This is a genomic window from Dactylosporangium sp. CS-047395, assembly GCF_050942185.1.
Lineage (GTDB): Bacteria > Actinomycetota > Actinomycetes > Mycobacteriales > Micromonosporaceae > Dactylosporangium.
In genome coordinates this window covers 1,297,540-1,314,639 of sequence record NZ_CP192015.1, presented here as the reverse complement: position 1 = coordinate 1,314,639, position 17,100 = coordinate 1,297,540, and the positions used below count along the sequence as shown (strand labels likewise).

14 protein-coding genes are annotated in these 17,100 nt (G+C 72.4%); 3 read left to right on the top strand and 11 right to left on the bottom strand.

From position 1 onward, the window contains the following. Positions 1–41 precede the first annotated feature (41 nt). Positions 42–821 carry an alpha/beta fold hydrolase gene (locus ACQP00_RS06075; protein ID WP_433215554.1) on the top strand — a complete coding sequence of 260 codons (780 nt, stop codon included), beginning with the start codon at positions 42–44 and terminating at the stop codon, positions 819–821. Positions 822–1,218: 397 nt separating this feature from the next. On the opposite strand, the gene ACQP00_RS06070 is transcribed toward ACQP00_RS06075, so the two are convergent. The 6 genes from ACQP00_RS06070 to ACQP00_RS06045 all read right to left on the bottom strand — a co-directional run bounded on the left by ACQP00_RS06070 (position 1,219) and on the right by ACQP00_RS06045 (position 7,309). Beyond that, positions 1,219–2,448 carry a glycosyl hydrolase gene (locus ACQP00_RS06070; protein WP_433215551.1) on the bottom strand — a complete coding sequence of 410 codons (1,230 nt, stop codon included), beginning with the start codon at positions 2,446–2,448 and terminating at the stop codon, positions 1,219–1,221. A gap of 34 nt (positions 2,449–2,482) precedes the next feature. Further along, positions 2,483–3,271 carry a carbohydrate ABC transporter permease gene (locus tag ACQP00_RS06065; protein ID WP_433223723.1) on the bottom strand — a complete coding sequence of 263 codons (789 nt, stop codon included), beginning with the start codon at positions 3,269–3,271 and terminating at the stop codon, positions 2,483–2,485. Between the two features lie 23 nt (positions 3,272–3,294). Beyond that, positions 3,295–4,203, bottom strand: coding sequence for a carbohydrate ABC transporter permease (locus ACQP00_RS06060; protein ID WP_433215548.1), 909 nt, complete (start codon positions 4,201–4,203; stop codon positions 3,295–3,297). Beyond that, on the bottom strand, positions 4,203–5,558 hold the full coding sequence (gene ngcE / locus ACQP00_RS06055; protein WP_433215545.1) for an N-acetylglucosamine/diacetylchitobiose ABC transporter substrate-binding protein: 1,356 nt from the start codon (positions 5,556–5,558) through the stop codon (positions 4,203–4,205). The genes ACQP00_RS06060 and ngcE overlap by 1 nt, the downstream gene beginning before the upstream one ends. A gap of 84 nt (positions 5,559–5,642) precedes the next feature. Further along, positions 5,643–6,365, bottom strand: a complete 723-nt coding sequence (locus ACQP00_RS06050) for a sugar isomerase domain-containing protein (RefSeq protein ID WP_433223721.1) — start codon at positions 6,363–6,365, stop codon at positions 5,643–5,645. 26 nt (positions 6,366–6,391) lie between these two features. Next, complete coding sequence (locus tag ACQP00_RS06045) at positions 6,392–7,309, bottom strand: MurR/RpiR family transcriptional regulator (protein WP_433215542.1); 918 nt, start codon at positions 7,307–7,309, stop codon at positions 6,392–6,394. 96 nt (positions 7,310–7,405) lie between these two features. Between ACQP00_RS06045 and ACQP00_RS06040 the strand changes: the two genes are divergently transcribed. Continuing rightward, positions 7,406–8,293 carry an N-acetylglucosamine kinase gene (locus ACQP00_RS06040; RefSeq protein ID WP_433215539.1) on the top strand — a complete coding sequence of 296 codons (888 nt, stop codon included), beginning with the start codon at positions 7,406–7,408 and terminating at the stop codon, positions 8,291–8,293. Here the strand turns inward: ACQP00_RS06040 and ACQP00_RS06035 are convergent. The 4 genes from ACQP00_RS06035 to ACQP00_RS06020 are packed head-to-tail and all read right to left on the bottom strand — an operon-like array spanning position 8,251 to position 13,524. Next, the gene (locus ACQP00_RS06035) at positions 8,251–9,276 is read right to left on the bottom strand and encodes a BMP family lipoprotein (protein ID WP_433215536.1); all 1,026 of its coding nucleotides are present in this window, start codon (positions 9,274–9,276) and stop codon (positions 8,251–8,253) included. The genes ACQP00_RS06040 and ACQP00_RS06035 overlap by 43 nt on opposite strands. An 11-nt stretch (positions 9,277–9,287) precedes the next feature. Beyond that, positions 9,288–10,952, bottom strand: a complete 1,665-nt coding sequence (locus ACQP00_RS06030; protein WP_433215533.1) for a methyl-accepting chemotaxis protein — start codon at positions 10,950–10,952, stop codon at positions 9,288–9,290. 60 nt (positions 10,953–11,012) lie between these two features. Beyond that, positions 11,013–12,872 carry a LamG-like jellyroll fold domain-containing protein gene (locus tag ACQP00_RS06025; protein ID WP_433215530.1) on the bottom strand — a complete coding sequence of 620 codons (1,860 nt, stop codon included), beginning with the start codon at positions 12,870–12,872 and terminating at the stop codon, positions 11,013–11,015. Further along, entirely contained in the window at positions 12,865–13,524 is a 660-nt protein-coding gene (locus ACQP00_RS06020; RefSeq protein WP_433215527.1) for a hypothetical protein, read from the bottom strand. Before ACQP00_RS06020 ends, ACQP00_RS06025 begins: the two co-directional genes overlap by 8 nt. Before the next feature lie 56 nt (positions 13,525–13,580). Between ACQP00_RS06020 and pepN the strand changes: the two genes are divergently transcribed. Beyond that, on the top strand, positions 13,581–15,977 hold the full coding sequence (gene pepN, locus ACQP00_RS06015; protein ID WP_433215524.1) for an aminopeptidase N: 2,397 nt from the start codon (positions 13,581–13,583) through the stop codon (positions 15,975–15,977). Here the strand turns inward: pepN and ACQP00_RS06010 are convergent. Further along, entirely contained in the window at positions 15,974–17,047 is a 1,074-nt protein-coding gene (locus ACQP00_RS06010) for a glycosyltransferase (RefSeq protein WP_433215521.1), read from the bottom strand. The two genes, pepN and ACQP00_RS06010, sit on opposite strands and share 4 nt — an antisense overlap. Between the last annotated feature and the right edge of the window lie 53 nt (positions 17,048–17,100).

Sequence of the window (17,100 nt, the reverse complement as noted above, 5' to 3'; positions counted from 1 at the left end):
CGGCCAGTTCCTGACCGCTGGGGCCGGGTAAACGTGGTCATATGAACGTCATCCACGAGGGCGATCCCGCCGCACCCGCGTACGTCTTCCTGCACGGCTGGCCCGAGACCGCCGACTGCTGGCGCGACGTCATGCGCCTGGCCGCCGCCGACGGCCACTTCGCGGTCGCCCTCAACCTGCTCGACCTGGAAACCGACGGGACGAAGGCCGCCCTGGCCGCCGCCGTCCGCGAGACGATCCGGCCGCTGCGGCTGCGCGACGTCACGCTGGTCGGCCACGACTGCGGGGGCATGGTCACGTTCGCGTACCTGCGTGCGTACGGCGACGAGCTGCGCCGGGCCGTCATCATGAACACCGTCGTCCCCGGGGTGGCGCCCTGGGAGGACGTGCGGCGCAACCCGTACATCTGGCACTTCGGGTTCCACGCCGTGCCCGACCTGCCCGAGCTCCTGGTCCGCGGTCACGAGCGCGAATACTTCGACTACTTCTACGACGTCCTGTCCCCCGACCCGGCCGCCGTCCCCGAGGCGTCCCGCGAACGCTACGCCGCCGCGTACGCGGGCAAGCTCGGCACCGGCTTCCGGTGGTACCGGGCGTTCGCCCAGGACGCGGCCGCGAACGGAGCGCCCGTCGAGGTCCGGACGCCGCTGCTCTACCTACGCGGCGAGCACGAGGGCGGGGACATCGCCGCGTACGCGGCCGGGCTACGTGCGGCCGGGGTCAGGGACGTCACCACGGGAGTCATGGCCGGCGCTGGACACTTCGCCCCCGATCAGGTCCCGGACGAGGTCTGGCGGCACATCCAAACGCGGCCCACGTAAACGCGGCCCGCCCAACACCGCGGCCCGCCCAACACCGCGGCCCGCCCAACACCGCGGCCCGCCCAACACCGCGGCCCGCCCAACACCGCGGCCCGCCCAACACCGCGGCCCGCCCAACACCGCGGCCCGCCCAACACCGCGGCCCGCCCAACACCGCGGCCCGCCCAACACCGCGGCCCGCCCAACACCGCGGCCCGCCCAAGGAAGAGATAGCAGCCGCCCGTCGCGCGTGCTGTTCCGATTGCTTGAGCCTACCCAGGGCAGAAAAATCCGAGGGCTCGCGCGGCTTGATCGATTCGCTCCGTACAGAACCGCCGGGACGCACAGTAGTCGAAGCGGCCTCCGGCCACGAGCGGGAAGCCCGTGGCCGGAGGATAGAAGGTTCAACTCCAGATACTCAGCAGTGGCCGAGGTCTTCCCAGTTGGCGGTCCAGCCCGGTTCCGAGCCCTGCGTCCACCACTTGGCGCGCCACAGGTGCTTGCCCTGACCCGAGGCCGGGCCGTTCGGGTTGCCGTTGGCGCTCTTCTCGTGCTTGACCGTCTGGCCGGCCGTGTAGACGCCGCTGATCGACCACTCCGGAGCGGTCGAGCAGTTCGTGGCCGGCGGGGTCGAGGTCGACGGCGACGGTGACGCCGACGGGGACTTCGAGGGAGAGGCCGAGGTGGAGGGGGTGGCCGAGCCGGTCGGCGTCACGCACGGGCCGGAGGCGTCCACCGTGTCGGTGAACGCGTTGCCCGCGCTGCGGTAGGCGGCCGCCTGTGCCGTCGCCTGGCTCGGGGTGAGGACCTGGTTCTTCGCGTACAGCACCCAGTCGACCTGCTGGATGTACGTGGAGAGGCCCCCGGTGTGCGCGGCGGTGTCGATGAACCACAGGTTCCAGTTGATGGTCATCGTCTGGCGTGGGTAGAACTTGCCGGAGTGGTCGCCCATCAGCGCGCCGTCGATGTAGTACATGACGTGCCCGCCGGAGACGGTGATGACCAGGTCGTGCCAGCCGTCGAAGCTGCGGCGCTGCTCCGAGTGGACGTTGTCGGCGTACCACGGGTCGTTGCGGTACGTGTACCAGGTCGTCTGGTAGTTGATCGGGCCCGTCTCGCCCCAGCCGCCGTTGGGCAGGTACTCCGAGAAGTCCAGCTCGCTGTAGGTGGGGTCGAGGTCGCCGTTGAGCGGGCTGATCGTGAAGAACGTCTCGTTGATGTGGTCGCCGTCGTTGCCGCCGGTCGGTGTGTCGGTGAAGCGGATCCGGGAGGCGTAGGTGCCCTCGAGGTACCGCTTCTGGGCGGTGTAGAGCTCGGCCTGGTTGGTGCCCCCGCTGGTGCCGTCCGTGGACGCGGTGAGCTGCATGACCTTCTGGCCGCCGTTGGTCGGGAAGGTGATGCTGTTGGCCGACCAGGTGGCGCCGGGCACGCCCGGGCCGCCGGAGTAGGTGCGCGGCACCCATCCGTGCGCGGTCAGCGACGCGTCGGACGACGAGCCGTAGTTGAAGTCGTCGAACAGGTAGCCGCAGTTGTTGGCGGCGGCACTGGCGGTGCCGACGGTGGCCGCGGTGATCGCGAACGCCCCGATCGCGCCGGCCAACGCGATGCCGGACGCGATCGCTAGAGATCGACGTATACCGATTTGCATGGGCAGGGTCCTCCCCACAATGAAGAACAAACGGTTACTTGACCGCGCCGGCGGTCATTCCGGCGCGGATGTGCCGTTGGAACGCGACATAGGCGATGAGCACCGGCAGCATGGCGATCGTCAGGCCGGCGAACAGTCCGCTCCAGTCGCTTCGGTAGCCCTGGCTGACCGACAGGGAGGCCAATCCCTGCGCCAGGACGTACCGGTCCGGGTCGGGATTGAGAACCAGCGGGAGCAGATACTGGTTCCAGAGCCCGAGGAAATTGAAGATGCCGACGGCCACCAGCCCGGGCCGGGCCATCGGCAGCATCACGCGGAAGAACACCCCCGCGTGCGAGCAGCCGTCCATGAACGCGGCCTCCGCGACCTCGTTCGGCAGCGTGCGGAAGAACGAGTGCAGAAAGAAGACCGTGAATGGTACGGCATAAGCGGCGTACACCAGGATCAGGCCCTGATAGGTGCCGAGCAGATGCATCTGCTGCACGACGAAGAACAGCGGCACGAGGGCCAGGAACACCGGGAAGAACATGGCCGCGACAAACGTGTAGTAGACGAGCCGGTTGCCCGGGAACTCGTAGCGCGCCAGGGCATAGGCCACGAGCGCGCCGAGCAGCATCGTCAGCACCAGCGCGCCGCCCACGACGATGACGCTGTTGAAGAAGTACCGCCCGATGTCGGCCTGGTTCCAGGCCCGCGACCAGTTCCCCCACTGCGGATCCGTCGGCACGGACCACGGGTCGTTGAGAATGGCCGCATCGGTCTTGAACGAGCTCATGACCGCCCACAGCAGGGGCAGCGCGGTCACCACGCCCCAGCACAGCATCGCCACATGCGGCAGCGCGCGCTTCACGACAGCTCGATCCTCTCCTTGCGGCCCGCGCGCAGGGCGAGCACGGCCAGCGTCAGCGTGGCGAAGAACAGCGCGACGCCCATGGCCGACGCGTAGCCGAAGCGCGCGAAGGTGAAGGCGTTGCGGTACAACGAAAGCCCGATCACCTCGGTGGCGCCGTCGGGACCGCCCGGGCCGACCGTCATGACCTGCACCACGGCGAACCCGTCGAGCGCGGCGATGCCGAGATAGACGAACGCGACCTGCACCGTGTCGCGCACCAGCGGCAGCGTCACCGTGCGGAACGTCGCCCAGCCGCTCGCCCCGTCCAGCAGCGCGGCCTCGAACAGCTCCTTCGGGATCGAGTCGATCGCCGCGCTGAACAGCACCATGTAGAACCCGACCGACGACCAGACCAGCACCGCCATCACGGCCGGCAGGGCCAGGTCCGGCTCGGCCAGCCAGCTGCGGGCCAGCGAGCCCAGGCCGACACCTCGCAGCACCCCGTTGAGCAGGCCGTTGTTCGGGTTGTAGACGAAGCTCCAGAGCAGCGCGATGACGACCAGCGACAGCAGCTGCGGGAAGAAGTACACGATCTGGTAGACCCGCGAGCCGGCGATGCCCTTGCGCCCGTCGCGCCCGCCCACGTGCAGCATGCTGGCCAGGAACAGGCCCAGGCCGATGGTGACCAGGGGTACCACGGCGAGCATGACCGCGTTGTTGCGCACCGCGTCCAGGAACAGGGAGTCGCCGCCGAGGCGGGCATAGTTGCCCGCCCCGACGAAGTGCGCCTTGCTGCTCAGGCCGGTCCAGTCGGTGAGCGAGAGGTAGAACGCCTGCGCGTACGGCGACAGCACGAAGAGCACGTGCAGCACCAGAGCGGGCAGGAGCGCACCGATGAGGAAGCCGGCCCGGCCGTGTTTCATCAGCGGGTGTACTTCTTGACGCTGGAATCCTTCGCCAGCGCGTCCGCCGCCTTCTGGACCCGGTCGGCCCACTCGGCGGCCGTGGCGCGCTTGTTGACCAGCTCGCCGGTGGCGTCGTCGACGGCCTTGGCCAGCGGGGCGTACCACGTGCGGAAGCGGAAGGTGAACGCCTCCTTGCCCGCCGCGGTGACGGCGTCGCGGGTCGAGCCGAGGCCGCTGCTGAGCTGCAGCCCGTCGGTCGCCCCGGCCACGGCCGGCAGGGTGCCCGCGGACTGCGCGAACGCCTTGGCCGACTGCTTGGAGAACAGGATCCGCAGATACTCCATGCCGCCGGCGACGTTCTTGGCCTTCGACGGTACGAGGAACGACTCCGAACTCGCCGCCTGCACCGCGGTGCCGGCCATCTTGTCGCTGCTCGTGCGGGCCGGGACCGCGCCCATGACCATGTCGAAGCCGGCCGGGGCGACGCCCTTCTGCTCGCTCTCCAGCCACGAGCCGCAGGGGATGAACGCGGCCTTGCCCTGGCACCAGGCGGCCTGGGCCTCGGTGTGCGACAGCGCCTCCGAGCCGCTCATGATGTAGCCCTTGCCGGCCAGCTCGGCGAACGCCTCCGCGGCCGCCTTGAGCCCGTCGGCCTTCCAGGCGTTGGGCTCGAGGTTGTCGACCGACTTGAGCAGCGCCTCGCCACCGATCTTGGCGGCCATCGACAGCAGCGGGTCGTTGATGTACTCCGGGTATTTGCCCTGGTACGTCCACGGCGCGACGCCCGCGGCCTTGATGGTCGCGCACAGCGTGAGCATCTCGTCCCACGTCTTCGGGTACGTCCAGCCCTTGCTCGCGAACAGCGGCTTGGAGTACCACAGGCCCCACACCGTGTAGGTGAAGTTCAGGGTCAGGACCTGCTTGTCGAAGGTGCCGTCGTCGACCACGCCCGGCAGCAGCGTGTCGCGCACCTTGGTGTTCGGGTCGTCGAACGAGGGCGCGTCGAGCAGCTCGGCGAGGTCCGAGAGCTGCTTGGCCCCGACGAGCGTGGCCAGGTCGAGCCGGCCGGCGCCGGTGTTGTCGACCACGTCCGGCGGAGTGTTGGCCACGAAGCGGGGCTGCAGCGCCTCGCCGACCTTCTGGATGCCCTTGTGGTCGATCGTCGCCTTCGCGTGCTTGCCCTTGTAGAGGTCCTCGGCGTGCTTGGCGTAGTCGTCGCCGTAGCCGCCCTTGAAGATCACGACCTCCAGCGGGGCGTCGTCCTTGACCCCGAGCGGGTTGTCGGCGCTCTTGTTCCCGGCGTTGGCGGCCGGCTTCTCGTCGTCGCCGCCGCTCGTCACACAGGCGCTGAGCAGCGGCGCGGCGAGGGCCACGCCGGCGGCGCCTTTCAGCAGGGAGCGGCGGCTGGGATAAGTTGGGTTGAGAGGTGAGGGGTTCATGGCAAGGCTCTCTCTCCTTTATGCGGTACGCCGGATGCGCCCGGCGTACCGCGCTTCAAGTGCGGCGTTGTGCTCCCGTCCGCCCGGCACGTTGTCGGACAGGTAGATCGGCGGCGTGACCCCGAGCGCCAGCAGCCGCGCCACCACCTCGGTGACGATCTGCTGGGCGAGCAGGGCGGCCGTGATCGAGGAGACCGCCCCGACGGCGCCGCCGCCGGGCAGCGGCAGCGACGCGTCGCCGTAGGGGGCGCCGTTGTCGAGCACCACGTCGGCGAGGTCGCCGAGCTTCTGGCCGCTCGGGTGGCGCGAGTCGACGCGGGAGGAGTGCTCCAGCGACGTGATCGCGATCAGGGCGTGGCCCCGCTGCTTGACCAGCTGCGCCATCTCCACCACGGCGCCGTTGACGCCGGAGTTGGAGGCGATGACGAAGGTGTCGTCGGGCTTGACGGGGGCCAGGTCGTAGAGCTTGTGGGCGACGGCGGGGGTGCGTTCCAGCTGCGGGTCGGCCAGCGCGCTGAGGGGTTCGCCGCCGTACAGCACGATGTCGCGCAGCGCGATCCGGCTCGTCGGCACCAGGCCGCCGGCCCGGCCCGCGATCTCCATGGCGAGCGCCTCGGAGTGCCCGCAGCCGAAGGCCTGGATCACCCCGCCCGCCTGCACCGTCGCGGTCATCAGGTCGGCGGCGTGGGCCACCTTGTCGCCCTGCGTGGTCCCGACGCGCTCGATGGCGGCCCGGATCACCTCGACGTAGTCGGCACTTCTGATGGTCACAGCGGCTTTTCCCTCCGTGGTCGCTTGCGGGTGTTGGTCGTGTCGGGCAACCGGTGCGCGTCGACGGCGCGCACGGTGAGCTCGAGGGCCTCGGCGGTGCGCTCGTAGGTGCGCTGCGCCACCGCGACGTAGATGAGGTCCAGGACCAGCAGCTGCGAGTGCAGCGCGGAGAGGGCCGCCACCCGGAAGGTGGTCTCGTGGACCGAGGTGGTGAACACGACGTCGGCCACCTCGGCCAGCGGCGAGCGCCCGAAGGACGTGACGGCGACGGTCATCGCCCCGTGGTCGGCGGCCTCGGCGAGGGTCTCGATCACCTCGCGGGTGCGGCCGGAGTGCGACAGCCCGATCGCGACGTCGCCCGGGCCGAGCAGCGCCGCGTTGGTGAGCGCGGTGTGACTGTCGGAGCGGTACCAGACGGGGACCCGGATGCGTTCCAGGCGGAAGGCCATCTCGCGGCCCGCGGTGCCGCTGGAGCCGAAGCCGAAGATCTCCACCCGCCCGGCCCCGGCGATCGCCTCGGCGACGCGCTCGACGGCGGCGACGTCCAGCGACGCCGCGGTGGTGTGGATCGCCCGGGTGTCGGCCGCGGTGATCACGCCGAGCACGTCGGCGAGCGGGTCGCCGGGTGCGATGTCGCCGGAGATGTCGGTCTCCCAGCGGGCCTGTTCCGCGCGGCCGGTCTCGGTCGCGATCGCCACCCGCAGGTTCGCGTACCCCTTGAAGCCCAGCGTCCGGCTGAACCGCGTGACGGTCGCCGTCGAGGTGCCGGAGCGCTCGGCCAGGTCGACGATGCTGGCGTGCGCCGCCTCCTCGGGATCTCCGAGGATCGTCTCGGCGATCTTCGCCAGGGCCTCCGGCATGGTCGGCCCCTCGATGCGAAGCCTGCCCAGCAGGCCGCCACTCTCACCCGTCACCGTCGGTCATCCTTTTCATCGTTCTGCCTTGGCGATGAAAATTACGACCACTTCAACTTCTAGTCAATAAGAACTTTCTATGTTTCCATCGACGCCATGGCAGTCGTGGTTGGCGTGGACGCCGGCGGCACCGCATCGAAGGCGGTGGCTCTCGACGAGGATGGCACCGTGCTCGGACGCGGCGCGGGCGGCCCCGGCAACCCGGCGGCCAGCGGACCGCCGGCCGCACGCGCTGTCGGGTCGGCGCTGCGGTCGGCGCTCAACGGGCTCGATCCGGCGAACGTGGTGGCGGGGGTCGTCGGGGTGGCCGGGGTCAGCGCCCTGGCCGACCCGGCGATCGCCCGGGCGTTCGCCGCCGAGTGGGAGGCGCTGGGGCTGCGCTGCCCGATCCCCGTCGTGGGCGACGCGGTGACGGCGTTCGCGGCCGGCGGGGACTGGGCGGCCGGGGCGGTCCTCATCTGCGGTACGGGCGCGGTCGCGGCCCTGGTCGACGGCCTGGAGACGACCCGCGTGGCCGACGGGCTGGGCTGGCTGCTCGGCGACGAGGGCTCGGGGCTGTGGCTGGGCCTGCAGGCGGTCCGCCGGGCCGTGCGGCGCTGGGACACGCCCCTCGCGCGCCGCGTCGCCCGGCACTCCGGCGCCGCCGACCCCGACGAGCTTGTGCACTGGGCCCAGGCGCTGCCCCCGTTCGGTGCCCTGGCCCCCGACGTGTGCGAGCTGGCCGACGCCGGCGACCCGGACGCGGGCGCGATCGTGGCCGAGGCCGCGACCCGCCTCGTCGCCACCCTGGACGAGCTGGCGGCCCCGGCCGCGCCGGTCGTGCTGGGCGGCGGCCTGCTCGTCGCCGACACTCCCGTGCGCCGGGCCGTCCTCGGCCTGCTGCGACGACCGGTGGGCACCGCGACCGATCCGGCCCTGGGCGCGGCCCGACTTGCCAGGAACTACGCCGCCGGTACCGTCACCGCTCCGTCGAGGATCGCGTAGCGCGCCTGGTCGAGGCGCGGCAGGAACGGCTGCAGCGCGGCGTTGGAGGTGGCGAAGCCGACGCCGTCGACCCTCAGGTCGTAGCGCTTCACGCCGCCCGCGCGGTCGCCCTTCACGAAGCCCTGGATCTCCTGGAAGACGCCGTTGTCGACCCGCTTGAGCATCGAGGTGAGGATGCGCGGGCGGACGGCGGCGTCGGCCGTCTGGTACTGGTCGGAGTCCACCCCGATCGCCCACGCCCCCGGCACCGCCGCCACCGCCGCGAACGCCCCGCCGCCGGAGCCGCCCGCGGCCGCGTAGACGACGTCGGCCCCGCCGGCCAGCAGTCGCGCCGCGGCCGCGCGGCCCTTGTCGGGCGAGCTGAAACCGGAGAAGTCCGGCGGCTCGCTCAGGTACGCCACGTCGACCGCGATCCCCGGCCGCACGCTGCGGGCGCCGGCGGTGAACCCCGCCTCGAACTTCTTGATCAGCGGCACCCGGACCCCGCCGACGAACCCGACCCGGTTCTTCGTGCTGGCCAGGGCGGCCGCCACACCGACCAGGTAGGAGCCCTGCTCCTCGGAGAACAGCAGCGCGACCACGTTGTCGGCGGTCACCGAGTCGTCGTCGATGATCGCGAAGGTGACCTTCGGGTGCTCGGCCGCGACCGTCCTGACCGCCCCGGCGTAGAGGAAGCCGACGGCGACCACGAGCCCGCTGCCGTCCCGGACCAGGTGCCGCAGCGCGTCCGCGCGGGCGTCGTCGGTGTTCCCGGCCGCCGTCACCTCGCTCGCCGAGACCAGCAGTTCCTGCTTGGCCCGGTCCAGGCCGGCTCCGGCGGCGTCGTTGAAGCTCTTGTCGCCGCGGCCGGTGGTGTCGTACGCGACGCCGACGTGGATCGACTCGCTGCCCAGGCCGCCGAGCACCTGGCCGGCGTCCGGCGCGACGCTCGTGCAACCGGCGAGGGCGAGCGCCACGGCCAGTACCAACGCGATGGGACGCATCGAAGAACCCTTCACAGCTTGAACTGCCCGACGGCGTCGTTGAGGGTGCCCGACATCCGGCGCAGCGTGGACGCGGCCGCGCGGGCCCGGCCGACGTCGGTCGCGGCGCCCGCGGTGGCGCCGGCGATGTCGCGGATGTGCTCGGCGATGCTCGCGGTGCCGGTCGAGGCGGCCGACGCGCCACGGTTCATCTCGGCCGTCGTCGCGCTCTGCTGCTCCACCGCGCCGGCGATCGAGGTCTGGAACTCGCTGATCCGCCCGATCACCTCGCCGATCTGTCCGATCGCGGCCACCGCGGCCTCGGTGTCGCCCTGGATCGCCCGCACCAGCTCGTCGATCTGCTCGGCCGCGCGGGCGCTCTCCTGGGCCAGGTCCTTCACCTCGCCGGCCACGACGCCGAAGCCGCGCCCGGCGTCGCCCGCGCGGGCCGCCTCGATGGTCGCGTTCAGCGCGAGGAGGTTCGTCTGGTGCGCGATGCTCGTGATCAGCCGCACCGCGTGCCCGATGGCCGCCGAGGACTCGCCCAGGTGCCCGACGGTCCGGTTGGCCGCGCCGGCCGTGCGCACCGCCTCGTCCGCGACGTGCACCGCCTGGGTGGCGTTGCGGGCGATCTCGTCGATCGACGCTCCCATCTGCACCGCCCCGCTCGCCATCGTGTCCACGTTGCGGCTGACGTCCTCGGCCGCCCCGGCGACCGCGCCCGCCTGCCGCGACGTGCCCTCGATGGTGCCGGCGAACGTGCCGGAGACCGCGTCGAGCTCGCCCGAGGTGACCGTGAGGGCGCGGGCCTGCTCGGTCACGTCGGCGACCACGCCGCGCACCGTGCCGACCGCCTGGGCCAGGGCCGCGCTCATCTGGGCCACCTCGTCGCGGCCGGCGTCGGCCGGGGCGACGGTGAGGTCGTGCGCGGCGACCCGGCGCAGCGCGTCACGCGCCCGCGCGACCGGGCGCACGATGCTGCGGGTCACCGCGATCGCCGCCAGCGCCGCGACCAGCAGCGCCACCGCGGCCACGATCCCGATCACCCATTCGGCCCGCCGCTCGTCGCGCTTGGACGCGGCGACCGCGGCCACGTTGCGCGCGTCCACGGAGGCGGCGAGGTGCTGGGCCGCCACCATGATCCGGTAGTACGCGTCCCAGCTGTCGTACATCGCCAGCTGGTCGCCGGCGAACATGGCGGCCGAGGTCCCCGGCCGGTAGGTGGCCACGAGCCGCTCGTTGACCGCGACGTAGGTGGCCAGCTCGGCCCGGACGCGCCCGAGCGCCGCCCGCTCCGCCGCCGACAGCGCACCCTCCGGCACCGTGCCGAGGAACCGCTCGAAGCGCTGCTCCTCCTGCTGCCACACCTTGTACGCGACCGAGTCCCCGGCCAGCGCGCGGGCCGGGCCGAGGCGGTAGAAGTCGTTGATGTACCCGGCCTGCCAGCCGTTGAGCGCCGCGGCCCGGGTGCCGATCTCCTTGGCCTGCGCGGTGAGCAGCTCCAGCGAGCGGACCTCGTCGGCGGCCGCGCGCCCGGCGACGATCGTCCGCAGGGCAAGGCCGGCGCTCACCGCGAGCAGCGCGAGCAGCGCGGCGAAGGCCGTCGTCAGGCGGGTACCGATGCCGAACCGGCGCACCGTCACACCCCTCGGGTCGTCGGCGGCGCGGGTTGCACCACCGACGACCCGATCGGTCACCGTGAGCGTCGGTTGAGCACTTCCAAACGAGAAGCGGCCGAAAAGCGGCCTGGGATCGGCCTAGAAGCGGGTCAGGAAGTCGCGCACCGGCAGGGCGGCGGCGGTGATGCGCACGTCGCCGATCCAGCCGTAGAAGCCCTGCCCGAACTGCTCGGCGAACTGGGTGGCACCGATCACGAACGGTTTGCCCAAGGTCGTGATGCCCTTCGACGGCTGGGTCGGGTTGCGCACGATCGGCGAACCGTCGACGTAGACGACGGTTCGCTTGGCGTCGTTGACCACCGCGAGGTGCATCCAGCGCCCGACCGGCAGCGCGTGGCTCCAGGACGTCGGGTCGGCGTCGCGGTCGGTGGGGTACACGACGAACTGCAGGAAGCGCTCCGGGGACAGGTTCAGGCTGCAGGTCGGCTCCTCCGGCGACCAGCCGCTGGTCTTGCCGGCGTCGCCGTTGCGCCCCTCCCACGACAGGATGCCCATCCACGCGTGGTCGCCGTCGAACGGCTCGGGGAACTTCACGAACGCCTCGATGGTGTAGCCGCGCTCGAAGCGGCCGGCGTTGATCGGGGCCTTGGCCACCGCCTCCAGGACGGCGCCGCGGTCCGGGGACTTGCCGCCGTCGAAGCGGAGGCTGGCGTGCGCCGGTGCGCCCGCGTGGTGCTCGGCCGACCAGGTGAGCACGCCGGCGGCGCTGTCGTGCAGGCGCTTCACGACCAGGTCGTTGCCCTTGCCGGTCAGGTCCTTGATGACGGTACCGTCGGGCAGCGCGCCACCCACCGCCGGCAGCCCGTTGACGTCGAAGCGCCAGTACGCGGCGGTGTCCCGGCCGATCACGGCGGCGGGCGGCCGCGGGCCGGGCGGCGTCACCGGGGCGAACCCGGCGAAGCGGGCCGCGAAGTCGAGGTCCAGGCTGAACCGGTCGGTCGGGCCGGTCAGCTCGATCGTCTCGGCCTCCAGCGGGTTGCGCTCGTGCGGGTCGCGCCGCAGGAACCACGGCGAGAACGTCTCGACGTCGATGACGCCGCGGGCCAGGTCGAAGCGGTAGAGGCGGATCATGCCGGCGCCGCCGTAGTACCGGTCCTGGTAGTTCGTGATGTGCACGTGGACGTCGTGGCCCGCGTCGTTGCGCAGCACGGTGCGCCCCGGCGGCCAGAAGTGCCCGTTGAGGGTCAGGAAGATCTGGTCGTTGCGCTTGATGAACGAGTCCCACAGCCGCTGGCCGTAGTCGGACAGGTGGGCCTGGCCGTTGTCCTCGGACCAGGCGAGCTCGTGGGTGGTGAGGATGACCGGCAGCGTCCGGTGCTGGTCGAGCACGGTCTGGGCCCAGGCCAGGCCCTTGTCCGAGACCCGCCAGTCCAGGGCCAGCACCAGCCACTGCCGCCCGGCCGCCTTGACGGTGTGGAAGGAGTTGTAACCGTCCGGCGAGGCGCCGCCGAACGTCGGCATCCTCGTGAAGCGCTTGGCCGACGCCCCGAACGCGCGCAGGTACGCGGAGTCGCCGCGCTGGTCGTCGGTGCCGCCGTTGATGTCGTGGTTGCCGGCCAGGACGCTGTAGGGCATCCGGCCGTCCAGGGCCTTGAACGTGTCGGAGGCCAGCCCGATCTCGTGCTCGCTGCCGTGCTCGGTCACGTCGCCGAGGTGGGCCATGAACACGATGTTGGCGTCGGCCCGCTCGCGCAGCAGGTACTCGAAGGTCTCCCGCAGCGGCTCGGGGCGCGAGCTGTCCTCGTCGAAGAGGTACTGGGTGTCCGGCAGCACCGCCAGCGCGAACCGCGGGACGCCGGCGTCGCTGCCGCCCCCGGGGATGCGCGACTCGGGGGTGGCCTCGGCTGACGTGGCGGTGGCGGCCAGGACGGCCCCGGCCGCGGGAACGGCGACGGCGGCCTGCAGCAGCGCCCGGCGCCCGATTTGCCCTTCAGTCATGACCGCGACACTTATGACCCGATCTGACGCTCCGGTGCCGGGGAGCCGAACGCCCATCGAAGTTTGTTGACTGATACAGAGACACCGACACCGAGACCAGGTAGAGCACCACGGCGTTGAGGCAGTGCCAGGCCCAGTGCAGGCCGGCCGGGATCGATCCGCACAGCGGCTCGTCGAGCGTGCGCAGGGTGAGCGACACCGCGAAGACCGCGGCGGCCAGGCCGAGCGGGCGCGAGCGCAGCGCGACGGCGAAACCGGCCAGGCCCAGAAGAGCAGGAAGATACCCGCCCAGGGTGTACTGCCGGCCGGCCAACCCGAGCAGCACGTCCACGAACGCCGCGAACACCACGAACGCGGGCGCCGCGAGCCACGCGCGGTTGGCCGGGACGCGCAGCCCCCAGCGGGCCAGCAGCACCACGGCGACCAGGACGAACACCAGGATCGACAGGGTGTCCAGGGCCGCGGTGAAGCCGTTGGCGAAGGTGTGGAAGGACAGGCTGCACAGCCCGACGACGCCGAGGATGACCGGCAGGGTCCGCTGCCGGGTCCGCACCAGCAGCACCGCGCAGGCGATGAGGAAGGCGGCGTTGGACACCGCGTTGAGGGGCTCGGCCCACAGGCCCGGGCCGAGGCGCTCGCAGTACCCGTCCATCCCGCGAAAGCTAGCCGCCCGAGTTGACATCCGGGCGAAAGGGTAGCGTCTGGATCATGTCGAGCCTGACCCGCAGCGAGGCGATCGAGCGCGCGCGGCTCATCGCGGTGGACTCCTACGCCATCTCCCTCGACCTGCGCGACGACGCGTTCACGTCGCGCACCGTCGTGGAGTTCCGCGGCCTCACCCCGGGCGCGTCGACGTTCGCGGAGGTGAAGGGGGCACCGGCGGTACACGCGAAACTCAACGGCGCCGACGTGCCGGTCGTCGACGGCCGCGTCGTGCTGGACGACCTGGCCGCGCAGAACCGGCTCGAGGCCGAGTTCACCGCCCCGTATGCGCCCAGCGGCGAGGGCATCCTGCGCTTCGTCGACCCCGCCGACGGCGCGACGTACCTCTACGGGCAGGCGCCGCTGGACGACGCGCAGCGCATGTTCGTCTGCTTCGACCAGCCCGACCTCAAGGCGCCGATGACGCTGACGGTCCAGGTACCTCCACAGTGGACGGTGCGGGCGAACGCGCCGCTGGCCGCGTCCGCGCCCGGGCGGTGGGAGTTCGCGCAGACGCCGCCGCTGTCGACGTACCTGTTCAGCTTCATCGCCGGGCCCTGGCACCTGCTGGAGCGCGAGCACGACGGCATCCCGCTGGCGCTGCTGTGCCGGCGCAGCCTCGCGCCCGCGCTGGACGCCGACGCCGAGGAGCTGTTCGGAGCGACCGCGGCGGCCTTCGACCGCTACCACGCGCTGTTCGGGGTGCGGTACCCGTTCGCGAAGTACGACCAGGCGTTCGTCCCCGAGTTCTCCGGCGGCGCGGTGGAGAACCCGGCGCTGGTCAACTACCGCGAGGAGTTCCTGTTCCGGGCGGGCGCGACCGACAGCGACCGGCACCGCCGCGCCGTGGTGATGGCCCACGAGATGGCCCACATGTGGTTCGGCAACCTCGTCACGCTGCGCTGGTGGGACGACGTGTGGCTGAACGAGTCGTTCGCCGAGCTGATGGGCTGGCGGGTCGCGGCCGAGACCGGGCGGCACCCGACGGCCGCGGCGGACTTCGCGATCTGGCGGGAGCGGTGGGGGTACCTCGCCGACGAGCGGCCGTCCACGCACCCCGTGGCGCCCGAGGGGGTGGCGGACACCGCGGTCGCCTTCCAGAACTTCGACGGCATCTCGTACGCCAAGGGCGCCGCCGCCCTGCGCCAGCTCGCCGTGCACCTGGGCGACGACGTGTTCCTCGCCGGGCTGCGGCGGTACTTCGAGCGCTACCGCTTCGCCAACGCCTCCCTCGCCGACTTCCTCGCCGTCATCGGCGGCGCGGCCGGGCAGGACCTGACCGGCTGGGCCGAGCTGTGGCTGCGCAGCACCGGGGCCAACACGCTGCGCGCGGTCGCGTCGCGCGGGGCCGGTGGGCTGCTCGTCGAGCAGTCGGGCCGGCCGCTGCGCCCGCACGCGCTGACGGTGGCGGCGTTCGCGTCCGACGGATCGGTACAACGGACGGCCTTTGTGCTTGAAGGCTCTTCCACCACGGTGCCCGGGGTCGCGGCGGCCCCGGCGGGCACCGTGCTGCTGCTCAACGCCGGGGACGAAACCTATGCGAAGATCCGGTTCGACCAGTTCAGCCGCGCGGCGCTGCCGGCCGTGCTGCCGGACCTCGACGACCCGGTGGCCCGGGCCGTGATCTGGACCGCGGTCATCGACGCGGTGCGCGACGGCGAGCTGGCCCCGCCGGAGTTCCAGGCCCTGCTCGTGGCGGCGCTGCCGGGCGAGCGCCAGGAGGGCGTCTTCGACGAGGTGATGGCGTTCGCCCGGGACGCGCTGGCCCGGCGCGGCCTGATCCCCTACGAGGTGCTGGCCGACGTGTGCACCTCGGCGCTGTCCGCGGCCGCGCCCGGCACGCCGCGGCGGCTCGCGACGGAGCGGGTGCTCTCCACGGTCGCCGACGTGCCGCGGCTGCGCGCGTGGCTCGGCGGCGGTGCGGCAGGCGGCGTCGACGACGCCGATCTGCGGTGGGCGCTGCTGCTGCGGCTGTCCGCGCTGGGCGCCGCGCCGCCGGAGGAGATCGCGGCCGAGGAGGCGCGGGACCCGAGCGCGAAGGGCGCCGAACGCGCGGTCGCGTGCCGGGCCGCGCGCCCCGACCCGCAGGCCAAGGCGGCCGCCTGGCACGCCCTCGTGCACGATCCGAACCCGCGGGTGGCGGTCACCAACGCCGAGGCGTTCTGGCAGCCGGGGCAGGGCGCGCTCACCGACGCGTACGCCGAGCGCTACTTCGCGGACCTGCCGGCGATGCTGTCCGGCCGGTACCTGCTGGCCGCGCTGCGGGTGGCGCGGCTCGCGTTCCCGGTGCTGTCCCCGCGCGCCCTGGCGCCGGCCGAGGCGATGCTGGCCCGCACCGACCTCGACCCGCTGGTCCGCCGGGAGATCGCCGACGGCGCGGACGAGCTGCGCCGCTGGGTCTAAAGCGCTTCGAGCAGCGTCAGCGTGTCGTCCGGCGTCGGCATCGCCTCGACCTCCTTGCGCATGGTCGCGGCGGCCGCGGCGAAGGACGGCTCGGTCAGCACAGTTCGTAGTGCGTCCGCCGCGTCGGCCGGGGTCGCGTCCACGGCGTCCAGGACCACGGCCAGGCCCAGCTCGGCCGCGCGGTCGGCGTTGGCCGGCTGGTCGGCGCCCATCGGGACGAGCACCATCGGCAGGCCGTGGGCGAGGGCGCCGATGACGGTGCCCGAGCCGGCGTGGGAGACGACGGCGGAGCAGCGGGGCAGGAGGTCGGCCTGCGGGACGTACCGCTCGACGCGCACGTTGTCCGGCTGCGCCCCCAGCTCGGCGGGGTCGATCGCGGCGCCGACGGTCACGATCAGCTGGACCGGCAGCGTGCGGAAGCCGGCCAGCAGCCGGGTGAAGAGGTCCCCGGACTCCGTGTTGAAGATCGTGCCCAGGGTGAGATAGACCGTGGGCGGATCGGTGGGATTCGGCGGTACCGGCGGCATCGGCTGCATGGTGCACGCGGCGGGACGGAACGCGGGCGGCACCGGGGAGATCACCAGGTCGCGGTCCAGCATGGCCAGCGCGGGGTCGGCGGGCAGGTCGTAGCCGGCCCGGGTCTCGTCCAGCAGCTCCGCGAGACCGTCGGGCCGGCCGAACGTGCCGGCCGCGAGCACCACCACCGACGCGTGCGGGATGCCCAGCGCCTCGGCGGCGATCATGCTGCCGAAGTCCCCCTCGTCGCACACGATGACGTCCGGCCGCCACTGCTGCGCGACCGCGCGCGTGGTGGCCGCCCGCTCCCGGGCGATCCAGCCGCCGAAGCCGTCGCGGAACTCGCGCTCCTCGCGGTCGCGGTCCAGGCGCAGCAGCGGGCGGCGCTCGTTGGGCGTGTCCGCGCCCGCGGGGAAGCCCTCGAACCCCTTGGGCAGGACCCCGGGTCTCCCGGTGAACGCGACGGCGTGCCCGCGCGCGGCCGCGGCCCGGGCGAGCGGGAGGAGGGGCTGGAGGTGGCCGTTGCCGCCGGCGAACGCGAACAGGAATCGCATCGGAAAAATCTCCCCGGGTTCTGTCGAAGACGGCGTGCGCTCTTCGACGCGCT

Bases quoted from the DNA above. Each gene is read 5' to 3' on its own strand.
- ACQP00_RS06075 (WP_433215554.1), top strand. From the start codon at position 42: ATGAACGTCATCCACGAGGGCGATCCCGCCGCACCCGCGTACGTCTTC.
- ACQP00_RS06070 (WP_433215551.1), bottom strand. From the start codon at position 2,448: ATGCAAATCGGTATACGTCGATCTCTAGCGATCGCGTCCGGCATCGCG.
- ACQP00_RS06065 (WP_433223723.1), bottom strand. From the start codon at position 3,271: ATGCTGTGCTGGGGCGTGGTGACCGCGCTGCCCCTGCTGTGGGCGGTC.
- ACQP00_RS06060 (WP_433215548.1), bottom strand. From the start codon at position 4,203: ATGAAACACGGCCGGGCCGGCTTCCTCATCGGTGCGCTCCTGCCCGCT.
- ACQP00_RS06040 (WP_433215539.1), top strand. From the start codon at position 7,406: ATGGCAGTCGTGGTTGGCGTGGACGCCGGCGGCACCGCATCGAAGGCG.
- ACQP00_RS06035 (WP_433215536.1), bottom strand. From the start codon at position 9,276: ATGCGTCCCATCGCGTTGGTACTGGCCGTGGCGCTCGCCCTCGCCGGT.
- ACQP00_RS06025 (WP_433215530.1), bottom strand. From the start codon at position 12,872: ATGACTGAAGGGCAAATCGGGCGCCGGGCGCTGCTGCAGGCCGCCGTC.
- ACQP00_RS06020 (WP_433215527.1), bottom strand. From the start codon at position 13,524: ATGGACGGGTACTGCGAGCGCCTCGGCCCGGGCCTGTGGGCCGAGCCC.
- pepN (WP_433215524.1), top strand. From the start codon at position 13,581: ATGTCGAGCCTGACCCGCAGCGAGGCGATCGAGCGCGCGCGGCTCATC.
- ACQP00_RS06010 (WP_433215521.1), bottom strand. From the start codon at position 17,047: ATGCGATTCCTGTTCGCGTTCGCCGGCGGCAACGGCCACCTCCAGCCC.